Source organism: Streptomyces sp. NPDC047886 (assembly GCF_043204435.1).
Classification (GTDB): Bacteria; Actinomycetota; Actinomycetes; order Streptomycetales; family Streptomycetaceae; genus Streptomyces.
Genome location: NZ_JBIDCF010000002.1, coordinates 416,597 through 432,155, shown reverse-complemented (window position 1 = coordinate 432,155; position 15,559 = coordinate 416,597). Strand labels below are relative to the sequence as shown.

At 71.6% G+C, this 15,559-nt stretch carries 11 protein-coding genes and 1 tRNA gene; 10 read left to right on the top strand and 2 right to left on the bottom strand.

Going from position 1 to position 15,559, the window contains the following annotated elements; all coding sequences use genetic code 11:
* The first annotated feature begins 20 nt into the window (after positions 1 to 20).
* Complete coding sequence (locus ACGF5U_RS07625; RefSeq protein WP_392711144.1) at positions 21 to 2,579, top strand: multicopper oxidase domain-containing protein; 2,559 nt, start codon at positions 21 to 23, stop codon at positions 2,577 to 2,579.
* Positions 2,580 to 2,678: 99 nt separating this feature from the next.
* A complete protein-coding gene (locus ACGF5U_RS07620) occupies positions 2,679 to 3,065 on the top strand; it encodes a putative zinc-binding protein (protein WP_392711142.1) in 387 nt (128 codons plus the stop codon).
* Between the two features lie 134 nt (positions 3,066 to 3,199).
* Here the strand turns inward: ACGF5U_RS07620 and ACGF5U_RS07615 are convergent, their stop codons facing one another.
* Both ACGF5U_RS07615 and ACGF5U_RS07610 read right to left on the bottom strand, forming a co-directional pair.
* On the bottom strand, positions 3,200 to 3,358 hold the full coding sequence (locus tag ACGF5U_RS07615; RefSeq protein ID WP_392711140.1) for a hypothetical protein: 159 nt from the start codon (positions 3,356 to 3,358) through the stop codon (positions 3,200 to 3,202).
* 202 nt (positions 3,359 to 3,560) lie between these two features.
* Positions 3,561 to 3,632, bottom strand: a tRNA-Arg gene (locus ACGF5U_RS07610).
* A gap of 110 nt (positions 3,633 to 3,742) precedes the next feature.
* Between ACGF5U_RS07610 and ACGF5U_RS07605 the strand changes: the two genes are divergently transcribed.
* The 8 genes from ACGF5U_RS07605 (at position 3,743) to ACGF5U_RS07570 (ending at position 15,485) form a co-directional block, all read left to right on the top strand.
* A complete protein-coding gene (locus ACGF5U_RS07605; RefSeq protein WP_392711139.1) occupies positions 3,743 to 4,225 on the top strand; it encodes a PleD family two-component system response regulator in 483 nt (160 codons plus the stop codon).
* A gap of 75 nt (positions 4,226 to 4,300) precedes the next feature.
* Positions 4,301 to 5,614, top strand: a complete 1,314-nt coding sequence (gene nrtL / locus ACGF5U_RS07600) for an ArgS-related anticodon-binding protein NrtL (protein ID WP_392711137.1) — start codon at positions 4,301 to 4,303, stop codon at positions 5,612 to 5,614.
* A 23-nt stretch (positions 5,615 to 5,637) separates the two neighbouring features.
* Complete coding sequence (lysA, locus tag ACGF5U_RS07595; RefSeq protein ID WP_392711134.1) at positions 5,638 to 7,029, top strand: diaminopimelate decarboxylase; 1,392 nt, start codon at positions 5,638 to 5,640, stop codon at positions 7,027 to 7,029.
* A gap of 106 nt (positions 7,030 to 7,135) precedes the next feature.
* Positions 7,136 to 8,425 carry a homoserine dehydrogenase gene (locus ACGF5U_RS07590; protein WP_392711308.1) on the top strand — a complete coding sequence of 430 codons (1,290 nt, stop codon included), beginning with the start codon at positions 7,136 to 7,138 and terminating at the stop codon, positions 8,423 to 8,425.
* 6 nt (positions 8,426 to 8,431) lie between these two features.
* Positions 8,432 to 9,502 carry a threonine synthase gene (thrC, locus tag ACGF5U_RS07585; RefSeq protein ID WP_392711133.1) on the top strand — a complete coding sequence of 357 codons (1,071 nt, stop codon included), beginning with the start codon at positions 8,432 to 8,434 and terminating at the stop codon, positions 9,500 to 9,502.
* 355 nt (positions 9,503 to 9,857) lie between these two features.
* Positions 9,858 to 10,775: a homoserine kinase gene (thrB, locus tag ACGF5U_RS07580; protein WP_392711131.1), complete on the top strand. Its 918-nt coding sequence runs from the start codon at positions 9,858 to 9,860 to the stop codon at positions 10,773 to 10,775.
* A 382-nt stretch (positions 10,776 to 11,157) separates the two neighbouring features.
* Positions 11,158 to 13,296: a transcription termination factor Rho gene (gene rho / locus ACGF5U_RS07575; protein ID WP_392711129.1), complete on the top strand. Its 2,139-nt coding sequence runs from the start codon at positions 11,158 to 11,160 to the stop codon at positions 13,294 to 13,296.
* Between the two features lie 401 nt (positions 13,297 to 13,697).
* On the top strand, positions 13,698 to 15,485 hold the full coding sequence (locus ACGF5U_RS07570; RefSeq protein WP_392711127.1) for a trypsin-like serine protease: 1,788 nt from the start codon (positions 13,698 to 13,700) through the stop codon (positions 15,483 to 15,485).
* Positions 15,486 to 15,559: the final 74 nt, after the last annotated feature.

The following is a 15,559-nucleotide window of genomic DNA, read 5'->3' as shown; positions in this document are numbered from 1 at the left end:
ACGTCGGGGCGAACGCGATCGTGGTCGCCTGGCTCGGCCTGTTCGCCACGGTCGCGACCGCCCATCACTTCCTGCCGCACGCCTCCTGGCTGCTCGTCCACGTGCTGCTGCTCGGGGCGGTCACCAACGCCGTCGTCATCTGGTCGGGGCACTTCGCCGCGTCGGTGCTCCGGCTGCCGGAGGCGAACCGGGGCATCGCCGCGGCGCTGCGGCTGGTGTGCCTCAACCTCGGCGCGGTCACGGTGATCGGCGGCATGCTGAGCGGGCGGTGGTACGCCGTGCTCGTCGGCGGATGCCTGGTCGCGGCCGCCGTCACGGCCCATGCCGCCTGGCTCGTCCGCCTCCTCCACAGGGCACGCCCCGCCCGGTTCTCCATGACGGTGCGCTACTACATAGCCGCTGCCGCGCTGCTGCCCGCAGGCGCCGCGCTTGGCGTCGTCATGGCCCGCGGCGACCTCGCCGGAGATCTCCCCGACCGCCTGCTGATCGCGCACGAGGTGCTCAACCTGCTCGGCTGGATCGGCCTCACCGTGGCCGGAACGCTGATCACCCTGTGGCCGACGATGCTGCGCACCCGGGTGGCGGACGGCGCTGAACGGGCCGGGCGCACCGCGCTGCCCGTCCTCCTGGCCGGTCTCGCCGCGGCCGTCACCGCCGCCCTGCTCGGCCCGCCGCCCCTGGCCGTCCCCGGCGTGGCGGTGTACGCCGCCGGGCTCGTGGTCGCGGGTCGGCCCTGGCTGCGCGAGGCGCGCGCGAAGGCGCCGCGCTCCTTCGCCGCCTGGTCGGTGGCCGCGGGCTACGTCTGGCTCGCGGGTTCCCTGACGTTCCTCTCAGTCACCCTCGCCACCGCGACGTCCTGGGCAACAGCGGCGGAACGCACCTCACTTCTGACCGCGCCGCTCGCCGCCGGCTGGATCGCCCAGGTGCTGCTGGGGGCGCTCAGCTTCCTGGTCCCCGTGGTCCTGGGCGGTGGCCCGACGGCCGTACGCGCCGCCGCCGAGGTGCTCGACCGGGCCTGGCCGGCGCGGCTGGCCATCACCAACGCCGCACTGCTGCTGTGTGTGCTCCCGGTACCGTCCCTGGTCCGGGTGGCATGCTCGCTCCTGCTCCTGGCGGTGCTGCTGCACTTCCTCACCCTGCTCGTGCTGACGACGGTCCGCAGCAGGCGCATCCGCCACCAGCCGACACAGCAGCCAGTGAACGCGTCTCCAGGACTCGGCAGCGTGGCCTTCGGGGTCGCGGTCGTGGTGCTGGCCGTCGCGGGAGGCGCCGCGGCGGACGTCCGGTCGCTTCCCGTCCCCGCCTCGTCCGCCGCCAAGGGCACGGGCGACGCGAACGAGGCGCGCCCGACCGGCCGCACGACCACGGTCCAGGTAACCGTCCGCGACATGCGTTTCACCCCTTCCGCCATCGAGGTCCCGGCGGGCGACCGCCTGGTGGTCGTTCTGCACAACACCGGCACCGACACCCACGACCTGGTCCTGGAGACCGGAGCCCGCACCGACCGGCTCAGCCCCGGCGAGCGCGGGACGCTGGAGGCGGGAGTCGTCGGCCGGGACCTCTCGGGCTGGTGCTCCATTGCGGGACACCGGCAGATGGGCATGACGTTCGAGGTGAGCGTCAAGGGCGGAGACAGCCCTGCGGAAGGCGAAGCGCGCCACGACCACACCGGGGGCGGGGACGGGTCCGCGGCGGACGCGTTCGACCCGATGGCGGAACCGGCCGAGGGCTTCGAGGCCCGGGACGCGGAACTGCCCCCCACCACACAGAAGCCCGGCCCCCAGCTCCACAGGAGAACCCTCACCGTCAAGGATGCGGAAAGGGAGGTCGCCCCGGGCGTACGCCAGCGACTGTGGACCTTCGGCGGGACGGCTCCCGGGCCGGTCCTGCGGGGGCGTGTGGGCGACACCTTCGAGATCACCCTCGTCAACGACGGAACGATCGGCCACTCGATCGACTTCCACGCGGGAGCGCTGGCACCGGACCGGCCGATGCGCACGATCCAGCCCGGCCAGTCCCTGACGTACCGGTTCACGGCCACCCGCAGCGGGGTGTGGATGTACCACTGCTCGACCATGCCCATGTCCCTGCACATCGCCAACGGCATGTTCGGCGCGGTGATCATCGACCCGCCCGGCCTGCCGAAGGCGGACCGCGAATACGTACTGGTCCAGTCGGAGTTCTACCTGGGCTCCCAGTCCGGAACGGCCGACGCCGCCAAGATAAGGACCAGGCAGCCCGACATGGTCGCCTTCAACGGGTACGCCAACCAGTACGACCACGACCCGCTGACGGCGAAGCCCGGCGAGCGCGTACGGATCTGGGTCCTGGCGGCCGGGCCGAACCTGCCCAGCGCGTTCCACGTCGTGGGCGGCCAGTTCGACACGGTCTTCCACGAGGGCGCCTACGAACTGCGACCGGGCGGCGCGGAACACGGCGGCGCCCAGGTCCTCGACCTGGCCCCCGCGTCGGGCGGGTTCGTGGAGCTGTCCTTCCCGGAAGCGGGCGACTACCCCTTCGTCACCCACGCCATGACCGACGCGGAGCGCGGCGCGCACGGCATCTTCAAGGTCCGCTGACACAGGGCCGAACGGCCCTGCTAGGCACCGTCAACCCTCCCTAGGCTCGAAAAACATGCGCACCGCGCACAGGCCCTACCGTCGTGAGCGAGGCCCCACGTGAACCGCCGCCGTGATCTCCCCCTCGTCTACTCCTGCTCCGGCTGTTCGAGCGCGGCCCAGATGACCAACTGGCTGGCCATCCAGCTCGACCGGCGCGGCATCGCCGAGATGTCGTGCATCGCCGGCGTCGGCGGGGACGTCCCGAGCCTGGTCCGCAAGGCCCGCAGCGACCGCCCGGTCGTCGCCATCGACGGATGCGTCCTCCAGTGCGCCCGCAACTGCCTCGCCCGCCACGGCGTGACCCCGACGGTGCACCACCTCCTCAGCGACGACGGGGTGCGCAAGCGCCTGGGAGAGGACTTCGACCCCCTGCAGGCGGAGCAGGTCCTCGACGGCCTCATCACCCGCATCAACCATTCCCGCGCCCGGGAACCGCTCGAGTAGGCCGAGCCGCCGCCGGCGCCGGGCAGGCGCCGAGGGGCCGGCGGGATCCGCCACTGACGACCGCGCCTGGCACCAGGCCCGCCCGAACTCGCCCTTCCGCCGGACCTGGTGGCGTCTCCCCTCGCCTCTCGCCCCTACGACCTGCGGCACTCGGCCCCCTCCGCCTGGCTGAACGCGGGTGTCGACCACACCGAGTTCGCCGAACGGGCGGGCACCAGCGTCGAGACCTCCATGACCTGGTACGCGAAGTGCCTCTGTGGGCGCCAGGCTCCGGCGAACAGGCGCACCGACACGCTTCAGCACTGTGCCTGTCTGGCGCGAGCTGGTTTGACCCGGTTGCACACGCCCGACATTGTGGATGCGTCGAGGGAAAAGGGCAGGTCAGAGACGTGTATGTGCAGCGGTCACATGGGCCGTGTGTCACTTGACCCGAACAAGAAAGCCCCTGACTTGCATTCCTGCAGGTCAAGGGCTTCTTTAGCACTTCTTGCGAAGTGCCCCCGGCAGGATTCGAACCTGCGCACACGGCTCCGGAGGCCGTTGCTCTATCCCCTGAGCTACGGGGGCGTCCGCCGCGTTCGGCGGCGACGGGTAGAACCCTACCAGCTCCTGGTGGGTGCCCGTGAACAGGTATTTCGGCGGCGGAGATGGCGTGAGGTCGCCGCTGGGGGACGGAAGTGGTGAAAAGCCGGACGGGGGCACCGGGCGGGACCTACTCTCGAGTTGTGTCAGGCGTTGCCGGCCGGGTGCTGGTTGTGGACGACAACCGGGTCATTCGGCAGCTGATCAGGGTCAACCTCGAGCTGGAGGGCTTCGAGGTCGTGACCGCGGCCGACGGTGCCGAGTGCCTGGAGGTCGTGCACCGGGTCCGCCCGGATGTCGTCACCCTCGATGTCGTCATGCCCCGGCTCGACGGGCTCCGGACCGCCGCGCTGCTGCGGGAGGACGCGCGGACGCGGGATCTGCCCGTCGCGATCATCAGCGCCAGTACGCAGTACGACCTGGAGTCCGGCCTCCTCTCCGGTGTGGACGCGTTCCTGGCGAAGCCCTTCGAGCCGCTGGAGCTCGTCCGGCTCGTACGGCGGCTGATGCGCCGCGAGGGCATGCCGCCGCTCGACGGCACGCGCGGCGCCGGCCGGGCCGGCAGCACCCGCGGCTGAGCCCCGAGGGCGCGCCCTGCCCGTATCGCGAAACCGGTTCGCGTAGTCACCCCCCTCCTCCCATACGCTTGTCCCGTGACCCCCGCCGACCTCTCGCTCACCGTGCTGCACGCCGTGCGCCGTGCCGTCGGTGAGGGTGCGCTGCCGGCGGTGGACGTCCCGTCGCGCGTGATCCTGGAGCGGCCCCGAGCCGGGGGCTGCGGCGACTGGGCCACCAACGCCGCCCTCCGCCTCGCCGGAGCGGCCTCGCTCCCGGCGCGGCACGTCGCGGAAGTGCTCCGCGCCCGCATCGACGGGGCGCCCGGCGTCGAGCGCGTCGACATCACCGGCCCCGGCTTCCTGAACTTCACCCTGCGCGCCGAAAGCAACGCCCTCCTCGTACGGCGGATCCTGGACGAGGGCCTCCGGTACGGGCACGGGGAAGCCCTCCGGGACGTCGACGTCGTCTTCGCCGCGCCCCGTGAGCTCCGCGCCTCCGTCGTCACCGAGGTCCTCGTCACCCTGCTCCGGTCGCAGGGCGCCCGCGCCGATGTCGCCCCCATCGCCGCCCGTCCCGCCATCGCCGCCGAAGGCGTCTCCGACGGGCTCTCGACCGACACCGGGGGCACTGCCTCGGCCGGTATCCGTGCCGGTGCTCCGGACGGCACCCCTGACGCCCCCGACAACGACGCCACCGCCGCCGCCGCTGTCGACTGCCTCGCCGCCCCCGTCGCCGGTACCCCGGACATCACCTCCGCCGCCGGCACCCCCGCGACCACCCCACCCCCCGCGCCCGCCCGGACCGCCCCCGCGCCCGCCCGTGCCACTCCCGCGCCCGCCCGTGCCACTCCCGCGCCCGCCCGTGCCACTCCCGCGCCCGCCCCCCATCGCCCTGTCGAGCGGGTCTCGCCTCGTGCCGTCGGTTATGACGTTCAGGCGCTCGGGCGGGACGCGTGTCGGTGGGCGTTGCTGCGGCCCGCCGGGCATGACCGGGTCCTCGGGCCCGGGGCGTTGCTGCGGCAGAGCGAGGCCAATCCGCTGTTCACCGTCCGGTACGCCCATTCCCGGGCCCGCGCGCTCGTGCGCAACGCGGAGCAGCTCGGGTTCGTCGCGGCGTACGGGGGCGTGGACGGCCTGGAGGGGGCCGGGTTCTCCGGTCTCCTGGGGCTACTCGGCGATCACCCGGCCGTTGTGGAGGCGGCTGCCCGGCATCGCGCGCCCGACCGGGTCGCCCGGCATCTGGAGGCGGTCGCCGACGCGTTCCTCGGGGTCCAGCACACGGTGCTGCCGCTCGGTGACGAGAAACCCTCGGCCGCCCACCGTTCCCGGCTCGCCATCGCCGAGGCGGCCGGGACGGTGCTGGCCGGCGGCCTGTCCCTGCTCGGCATCAGCGCACCCGACCACCTGTGACCCCGTGATCCTGTGAGAGAGACATGAGCCGTTCCGCACACCCCGCCGGACCCCGTCACGCCGATGTGCTTCCCGAGGGCCACTACACCGCTCCGCCCGCCGATCTGAACCGGCTCGACCCGAAGGTGTGGGCGCGGACCGTCCAGCGCGGTGACGACGGTGTCGTCACCGTCGGCGGGATCGAAGTCACCACGCTGGCCGAGCGGTTCGGCACGCCCGCCTACTTCCTCGACGAGAGCGACTTCCGCGCCCGCTGTCGCGCCTGGGCCGACGCCTTCGGGCCGGACGCGGACGTCTTCTACGCGGGCAAGGCGTTCCTCAGCCGGGCCGTGGTGCGGTGGCTCCACGAGGAGGGGCTGAACCTCGACGTGTGCTCCGGCGGCGAGCTGGCCACCGCGCTGAGCGCCGGCATGCCCGCCGAGCGGATCGCCTTCCACGGCAACAACAAGAGCCCCGAGGAGATCGAGCGGGCCGTGCGCGCCGGTGTCGGGCGCATCGTCGTCGACTCGTTCGAGGAGATCGTGCGGGTCGCGCACATCGCGCAGTCGCTCGGCACCCGGCAGCGCGTGCAGATCCGGGTCACCGTCGGTGTCGAGGCGCACACCCATGAGTTCATCGCCACCGCCCACGAGGACCAGAAGTTCGGTCTGGCGCTCGCGGGCGGGCAGGCCGCCGAGGCCGTGCGCCGGGCGCTGAAGCTGGACGGGCTGGAGGTCATCGGGATCCACTCGCACATCGGGTCGCAGATCTTCGACATGGCCGGGTTCGAGGTCGCCGCCCGGCGGGTGGTCAAGCTGCTGGCGGAGATCCGCGACGAGCACGGGATCGAGCTGCCCGAGATCGACCTCGGGGGCGGGCTCGGCATCGCGTACACGTCGGACGACGACCCGCGTGAGCCGGATGAGATCGCCAAGGCGCTCAGGGAGATCGTGACCCGTGAGTGTGAGACCGCCGGGCTGGCCGTGCCGCGCATCTCCGTCGAGCCGGGGCGGGCCATCGTCGGTCCCACCGCCTTCACGCTGTACGAGGTCGGCACCGTCAAGCCGCTGGAGGGGCTGCGGACGTACGTCTCCGTCGACGGCGGCATGTCGGACAACATCCGCACCGCGCTGTACGACGCCGAGTACAGCGTCGCGCTGGTGTCGCGGACGTCCGACGCGGGCCCGATGCTCAGCCGGGTGGTGGGCAAGCACTGTGAGAGTGGCGACATCGTCGTGAAGGACGCCTTCCTGCCGGCCGACGTCGCGCCGGGCGATCTGATCGCTGTGCCCGCCACCGGCGCGTACTGCCGTGCCATGGCCAGCAACTACAACCACGTGCTCAGGCCGCCCGTCGTCGCGGTGCGGGACGGCGAGGCGCGGGTGATCGTCCGGCGCGAGACGGAGGAAGATCTTCTGCGTCTCGATGTCGGCTGATGAAATAGACATCTCAGGATCCGGACGGGGGATAGAAACTCCCGTCCGGTGAGTGAGACTGGACCACCGTAGAAATACGCAGAAGTACGAGAAACGAGGTCGGATGATGCGTACGCGTCCGCTGAAGGTGGCGCTGCTGGGCTGTGGAGTGGTCGGCTCAGAGGTGGCGCGCATCATGACGACGCACGCCGACGACCTCGCCGCGCGCATCGGCGCCCCGGTCGAGCTCGCCGGTGTCGCGGTCCGCCGGCCGTCCAAGGTCCGCGAGGGCATCGACCCCGAGCTGATCACCACCGACGCGACGGCCCTGGTCAAACGCGGCGACATCGACGTCGTGGTCGAGGTGATCGGCGGCGTCGAGCCCGCCCGGACGCTGATCACCACCGCCTTCGAGCACGGCGCGTCCGTCGTCTCCGCCAACAAGGCCCTCCTCGCCCAGGACGGCGCCGCGCTGCACGCCGCCGCCGAGGAGCACGGGCGGGACCTCTACTACGAGGCCGCCGTCGCCGGCGCCATCCCGCTCATCCGGCCGCTGCGCGAGTCCCTCGCCGGTGACAAGGTCAACCGGGTGCTCGGCATCGTCAACGGCACCACCAACTTCATCCTCGACAAGATGGACACCTCCGGGGCCGGGTACTCCGAGGCGCTGGACGAGGCCACCGCCCTCGGATACGCCGAGGCCGACCCCACCGCGGACGTCGAGGGCTTCGACGCCGCGGCCAAGGCCGCCATCCTCGCCGGGATCGCCTTCCACACCCGCGTACGCCTCGACGACGTGTACCGCGAGGGCATGACCGAGGTCACCGCCGCCGACTTCGCCTCCGCCAAGCGGATGGGCTGCACCATCAAGCTGCTCGCCATCTGCGAGCGGGCCGCCGACGGCGAGTCCGTCACCGCCCGCGTGCACCCCGCGATGATCCCGCTCAGCCACCCGCTCGCCTCCGTCCGCGGCGCCTACAACGCCGTGTTCGTGGAGGCCGAGGCGGCCGGGCAGCTCATGTTCTACGGTCCGGGCGCCGGCGGTTCGCCGACCGCGTCCGCCGTACTCGGCGACCTCGTCGCCGTCTGCCGCAACCGCCTGGGCGGCGCGACGGGTCCCGGCGACTCCGCGTACACCCAGCTGCCCGTGAGCCCCATGGGCGACGTGGTGACGCGGTACCACATCAGCCTCGACGTGGCCGACAAGCCGGGCGTCCTCGCCCAGGTCGCGACGGTCTTCGCCGAGCACGGGGTGTCGATCGACACCGTCACCCAGCAGGGCAAGGACGGCGAGGCGTCCCTCGTCGTCGTCACCCACCGCGCGCCCGACGCCGCCCTCACCGGGACCGTCGAGGCGCTGCGCAAGCTCGACACCGTGCGCGGTGTCGCCAGCATCATGCGTGTTGAAGGGGAGTAAGGACCCATGACCAGCAAGGGCACCCACCAGTGGCGCGGCATCATCGAGGAGTACCGGGACCGTCTTCCGGTCACGGACACCACGCCCGTCGTCACGCTCCGTGAGGGCGGTACGCCGCTCGTCCCGGCCCAGGTCCTCTCCGAGCGGACGGGCTGCGAGGTGCATCTCAAGGTCGAGGGCGCCAACCCCACCGGGTCCTTCAAGGACCGCGGCATGACGATGGCCATCACCCGGGCCAAGGAGGAGGGCGCGCAGGCCGTCATCTGCGCGTCGACCGGCAACACGTCGGCCTCCGCGGCCGCCTACGCGGTACGCGCGGGCATGGTCTCCGCCGTCCTCGTGCCGCAGGGCAAGATCGCGCTCGGCAAGATGGGCCAGGCGCTGGTGCACGGCGCGAAGATCCTCCAGGTCGACGGCAACTTCGACGACTGTCTGACGCTGGCCCGGGCGCTCTCCGACAACTACCCGGTGGCGCTGGTCAATTCGGTCAACCCGGTACGCATCGAGGGCCAGAAGACCGCCGCGTTCGAGATCGTGGACATGCTGGGCGAGGCCCCGGACATCCACGTCCTGCCCGTCGGCAACGCCGGCAACATCACCGCGTACTGGAAGGGTTACACCGAGTACGCGCACGACGGGATGGCCGGCCGCAGGCCGCGCATGTGGGGCTTCCAGGCGTCGGGTTCGGCGCCCATCGTGCGCGGTGAGGTCGTCAAGGACCCGTCGACCATCGCCACCGCGATCCGGATCGGCAACCCGGCCTCCTGGCAGTACGCCCTGGCGGCGCGGGACGAGTCCGGCGGCCTCATCGACGAGGTGACGGACCGTGAGATCCTGCGCGCCTACCGCCTGTTGGCCTCCCAGGAGGGCGTCTTCGTGGAGCCCGCGTCGGCCGCGTCCGTGGCCGGCCTGCTGAAGGCCGCCGAGCAGGGCAAGGTCGACCCCGGCCAGACCATCGTCTGCACGGTCACCGGCAACGGCCTCAAGGACCCTGACTGGGCGGTCGCCGGAGCGCCCCAGCCGGTCACGGTGCCCGTCGACGCGGTGGCCGCCGCCGAACGGCTCGGCCTCGCCTGACGGACGCCGTACGGACGCCGTACGGGCGCCGTACGAGCGCCGTGCGGACCCCGTACGGACGCCGGATCGCCCTGGTCGGCGGCCCGCCGCCGCCCGCACGGCAACGCGCCCAGAGGAGCACAGGAAGGCTCACGACACGCATCGTGCGCCTCCTGTGCGCCCTATGTCGCCACAGAACCTTCCTTCGATAGGCTGTACCGAACCCACCCCGCCGCATATGCCGCGGGTGATGTTGCCGTTGACGCCGTTGCGGCCCCTGGGTCTTCGCAGTCCGACGGAAACCTCGCAGTCGCCACACCCCACCCGCAAGTCGAAAAAACCCCCGCAGGTCAGAGTCAAGGAGAGTCATCGAGCGATGGCCGGTCCCGCGTTCCGCGCTGCCGCCGTCCGGGTGCGCGTTCCCGCCACCAGCGCCAACCTCGGCCCGGGCTTCGACGCCCTCGGCCTGTCGCTGGGGCTGTACGACGACGTCGTCGTCCGGGTCGCCGACGCCGGACTGCACATCGACATCGCCGGAGAAGGCGCCGACACCCTCCCGCGCGACGAGAGCCATCTGCTCGTCCGTTCCCTGCGCACGGCATTCGACCTGCTCGGCGGACAACCCCGCGGCCTGGAGGTCGTCTGCGCCAACCGCATCCCGCACGGGCGCGGCCTCGGCTCGTCGTCCGCCGCCATCTGCGCCGGCATCGTCGCCGCCCGCGCGGTGACCATAGGCGGCGACGCCCGCCTCGACGACGCGGCGCTGCTGGAGCTCGCCACCGAGATCGAGGGGCATCCCGACAATGTGGCCGCCTGTCTGCTCGGCGGCTTCACACTGGCCTGGACCGAGAACGGAGCGGCCAGGGCCATCAGGATGGAACCCGCGCATTCCATCGTTCCGGTGGTTTTCGTGCCCGGAAAGCCGGTGCTGACGGAGACGGCCCGCGGACTTCTTCCGCGCACCGTCCCCCATGTCGACGCCGCCGCCAACGCGGGCCGCGCGGCCCTGCTCGTCGAGGCCCTGACCAGGCGCCCCGAGCTGCTGCTCGCCGCCACCGAGGACCGCCTCCACCAGGAGTACCGGGCTCCCGCGATGCCCGAGAGCATCGCCCTGGTGAACCGGCTGCGCGCCGACGGCGTGCCCGCGGTGATCTCCGGCGCCGGCCCCACGGTGCTCGCCCTGGCCGACGGGGGATCGGCGGAGAAGGTCGCACGACTGGCCGGTGACGGCTGGGCCGCCAATCGGCTCGATCTCGATGTCTCCGGCGCGAGTGTTCTGCCGCTCGCGCCGTAATACACGGATTGCCGGTGTGTGAGAGGGGGAATGTTTGTTGGAGCCGGTAGTGTTAACCTCAAGTCTGCACCCGACGTCTTTGTGGCGCGGTGCTTCGTGTCCCGATTCGGGACCACCATTCTTCCGGGAGCCTCCCCGACTGCCTGAGCAGCCTGCCTGAGCAGATTCGAGCACGCTCCGGAACCGGCGCGCGAACCCCTCGCTTTCCCAGGAGCGGGCCGAGCAGGGGGCCTCGGGCCGGACCCACAGCACGTCTTTTCTCTTCCGCCGTACCCGGCGGGACCACCGCCCCGGCACGGTCCATCCATCGAGGACCGCGGTCGGACAGCACAACCGGTCGCCGAGCCAGAAGGCCGACGTCCGCTCCAGGGAAGGACCCTTCGTGAGCGACACCACCGATCTGATGGGCGTGACTGCCGACAACAGCGTCGACACCACCGCGCCCGCCGCAGGTGCTGCCACTGGCACCACCTCACGGCGCCGCCGCTCCGGCACCGGCCTCGAGGGCATGGTCCTGGCCGAGCTGCAGCAGGTCGCGTCCGGCCTCGGCATCAGGGGCACCGCGCGTATGCGCAAGAGCCAGCTGATCGAGGTCATCAAGGAGGCGCAGGCCGGCGGCGGCACGTCCGCGCCGAAGAGCGCCGACGCGGCCACGGGCGCCGAGACCAAGCCCAAGCGGCGCGCCACCTCCAAGACCCGTACGGGCGAGGACGGCGCCGCGGCCGACGCGGCCAAGACCACCGCCAAGGCCGACAAGACCGAGAAGGCCGCCACCGCCGCCTCCGCCGGCAAGGCCGAGAAGGCCGACCGGCCCGCCGCGCAGCAGCAGATCGAGATTCCCGGTCAGCCCTCCCCCAAGCTCTCGGCTTCGCCGGAGCAGGGTGGTGCCACCGGTGACGATCAGCCCGCCGGCGAGCGCCGCCGTCGCCGTGCCACCGCGCCGGCCGGCGCCCCCGAGGGCGAGGCGCGCGGCGACCTCCGCACCGAGGCCCGTACCGACGTCAAGACGGACGTCCGGACGGACACGCGGACCGAGGCGCAGCCCGAGGCCAAGGCCGACACGGCCGTCGAGACCGCCGAGGGCGGCCGCCAGGGCCGCCGCGACCGCGGTGACCGGGGCGGCGAGCGGGGTGGCGAGCGCGGTGACCGCCGTGACCGTCAGCGCGACCGCCGCGACCGCGGCAAGGGCGACGACCAGCAGGGCGGCGGTCAGCGCCAGCAGCGCCAGGGCGGCCAGCAGACCCAGGCGGGACCGCAGGACGACGGCTACGACGACGAGGCGGGCGGCCGTCGCGGTCGCCGCGGCCGCTACCGCGACCGCCGTGGCCGCCGTGGCCGCGACGACTTCGCGGCCGGCGAGCCGCAGGTCTCCGACGACGACGTCCTGATCCCCGTCGCGGGCATCCTGGACATCCTCGACAACTACGCGTTCATCCGGACGTCCGGCTACCTGCCGGGCCCGAACGACGTGTACGTGTCGCTGGCCCAGGTCCGCAAGAACGGCCTGCGCAAGGGCGACCACATCACCGGTGCCGTGCGTCAGCCGAAGGAGGGCGAGCGCCGCGAGAAGTTCAACGCGCTGGTCCGCCTCGACTCGGCCAACGGCATGGCCGCCGACTCCGGTCGCGGGCGCCCGGAGTTCAACAAGCTGACCCCGCTCTACCCGCAGGACCGGCTCCGTCTGGAGACCGACCCGGGTGTGCTGACCACGCGGATCATCGACCTCGTGTCGCCGATCGGCAAGGGCCAGCGAGGTCTGATCGTGGCCCCGCCGAAGACCGGCAAGACCATGATCATGCAGGCGGTCGCCAACGCGATCACCCACAACAACCCCGAGTGCCACCTGATGGTCGTCCTCGTCGACGAGCGTCCGGAAGAGGTCACCGACATGCAGCGGTCGGTGAAGGGCGAGGTCATCTCCTCGACCTTCGACCGCCCGGCCGAGGACCACACCACGGTCGCCGAGCTGGCCATCGAGCGCGCCAAGCGCCTGGTGGAGCTGGGTCACGACGTGGTCGTCCTGCTCGACTCGATCACCCGCCTGGGCCGTGCGTACAACCTCGCGGCACCGGCCTCCGGCCGCATCCTGTCCGGTGGTGTCGACTCGACCGCGCTGTACCCGCCGAAGCGCTTCTTCGGTGCCGCGCGGAACATCGAGGACGGCGGCTCGCTGACCATCCTGGCCACCGCGCTGGTCGACACCGGCTCGCGCATGGACGAGGTGATCTTCGAGGAGTTCAAGGGCACCGGCAACATGGAGCTCAAGCTCGACCGGAAGCTCGCCGACAAGCGCATCTTCCCCGCGGTGGACGTCGACGCGTCCGGTACCCGCAAGGAGGAGATCCTGCTCGGCAGCGAGGAGCTCGGCATCGTCTGGAAGCTGCGCCGGGTGCTGCACGCGCTCGACCAGCAGCAGGCGATCGAGCTGCTGCTCGACAAGATGAAGCAGACGAAGTCGAACGCCGAGTTCCTGCTGCAGATCCAGAAGACGACGCCGTCCGCCGGAAACGGCAACGACTGATCCTCCGGGTCCGTAAGGATCTCCGGGTCCGTAAGGATCTCCGGGTCCACAAGGATCTCCGGGTCCTTCGGGACCTTCGGGTCCGCGAGGTCCAACAGGACCTTCGGGTCCATAGCGCCCATAGGGCCGGCGGGCCATCGCGTCCGTCAGGTTCCCGATACACCGACCGCCCCCGTCACCGTCGTGACGGGGGCGGTTCGGCATTGTACGATCAGCGCGTCATAGGTGGGGGGGAACGTATATTCCAATACGCCCACTGAGCAGGCGGAGCTGTGCCCCGACGTCTCCGGGGAGCCCGAAGTCTTCGGGGAGCTCGCGCCGTTGTCGCGGACCGTGCGCATCGCCGTCCCCGGTCATCCAGTGGCTCCTCTCCTCCACACCGCATCGAGAGGAGTTCCTGAGTGGCATCCCATCGGAGAGCACGCATCGCTCTCCCCGCGGCGTTCGCCGCGATCGCCTTGGGAGCCGGCATTCTGACGGTGATGCCGTCGGCCGAGGCGACCGATCCGCAGACTCCCAAGCCCGAGATACCGACTGTCGTCTCGACGGCAGAGGTGAAGCAGCGGGCCGCGGAGTACCTCAAGGGTGAGGACAAGCCGGCCGACGAGCGCCCCGAGGGCGTCGAAGAGCGCCAGCCGAGCAAGTCCTCGTCCCCCGCCGACCCCAAGGTCATCGGCGGGGTCGACGCCTCCACGGGCACCGCCCCGTGGATGGTGCAGCTGTACGGCGTGGACAAGGCCACCGGTGAGGACTTCTTCTGCGGCGGCTCGCTCATCGCCCCCGCGAAGGTCCTGACCGCGGCCCACTGCGTGTACGGCGCCGACTGGACCAACCAGGGCTTCGTGGTCGGTGGCGCCACCCGGCGCGTCTCCGAGGACGCCGCCGGCAACCCGGTGTTCCACGGCGGCAAGCCGGCCGTCGTCAAGCGCGCCTGGGTGAACCCCGGTTACAGCGACGCGACGCTCAAGGGCGACATCGCGGTCCTCACCCTGGACCGTCCGCTGCCCCTGCCGACGCTGCGGTTCGCGTCGCCGACCGAGACCGCGGCGTACCGCGCCGGTACGCAGGCCACGGTCTACGGCTGGGGCCGTACCAGCAGCGAGCCCGACTCGCCGATCTCGGAGACCCTCAAGGTCGCCACGCTCCCGATCCAGGCCGACTCGGTCTGCCCGGGCTGGGACGAGGCGAAGCCGTACTTCATCGCGGGCCAGATGTTCTGCGGCGGCGAGCCCGCCTCGGGCTCGGACAGCGGTACGGTCTCGCCCTGCAACGGCGACTCCGGCGGCCCGCTCCTCGTCAACGGCCGGATCGTCGGCGTCGTGTCGTGGGGCATCGAGGACTGCGTCGGCGCCGGCGCCCGCAGTGTCTACGCCAAGGTCAGCACCTTCTCGGCGCACATCGCCCGCAACGTCGACGACGCCAACACGACGGACGACGACAAGGCCGACCTGATCGCGCGGAAGAAGACGAACTACAACGCGTACCTGTTCGCGTCGCAGGGCGCCAGGTCCCTCGCCGCCGGCGAGTGGCTGGGTGTCTGGGACAACATCAGCCTGATCCGTCAGGCCGACCTGAACCGGGACAGCAACCAGGACCTGATCTACCGCACGCTCAACGGCGACCTGTGGTGGAGCCGGGTCGAGTACCGGGAGTCGACGAACGCGTACGACCACGTCGAGACCAAGATCGGTGCCGGCTGGGGCAAGTTCAAGAACATCTACATCCCCGGCGACCTGACGGGTGACACCTACCCGGACGTCATCGGCATGGACCCGAGCGGTGTCCTGTGGATGTGGAAGGGCCGTTCCACCGGTACGCTCCAGGCCCCCGTCAAGATCAGCTCCGGCTGGCTCGGCACCGGCCTGTTCGCCAAGGGCGACTTCAGCGCGGACGGCAAGCCGGACATGCTGGCGCGTGACCCCTCGGGCAACCTGTGGATGTACACGGGCACCGGCTCGGCCACGACGCCGTTCGCCACGACCCGTCTGCTGGTCGGCAAGGGCTGGAACTTCAACGGTTACGCCGCCGTCGGCGACCTGACCGGTGACAACCTGCCCGACTTCGTCGCCCGCGACTCCTCCGGCTACCTGTGGGCCTACACGGGCACGGGCAAGCCGACGGCACCGTTCGCGACGGCGGCCAAGGTCCGGATCGGCGCCGGCTGGAACGGCTTCGACCAGATCGGCTGACCGACCCGCCGGCGAGACGTTCGCCACACGAAGGGAACACGGCCCCACCGCCGTGTTCCCACCGTGATCCGGCC

Excerpts from the sequence above, each read along its gene's own strand:
- lysA (WP_392711134.1), top strand. The coding sequence starts at position 5,638 with ATGAGCCGTTCCGCACACCCCGCCGGACCCCGTCACGCCGATGTGCTT.
- ACGF5U_RS07590 (WP_392711308.1), top strand. The coding sequence starts at position 7,136 with ATGCGTACGCGTCCGCTGAAGGTGGCGCTGCTGGGCTGTGGAGTGGTC.
- thrC (WP_392711133.1), top strand. The coding sequence starts at position 8,432 with ATGACCAGCAAGGGCACCCACCAGTGGCGCGGCATCATCGAGGAGTAC.
- thrB (WP_392711131.1), top strand. The coding sequence starts at position 9,858 with ATGGCCGGTCCCGCGTTCCGCGCTGCCGCCGTCCGGGTGCGCGTTCCC.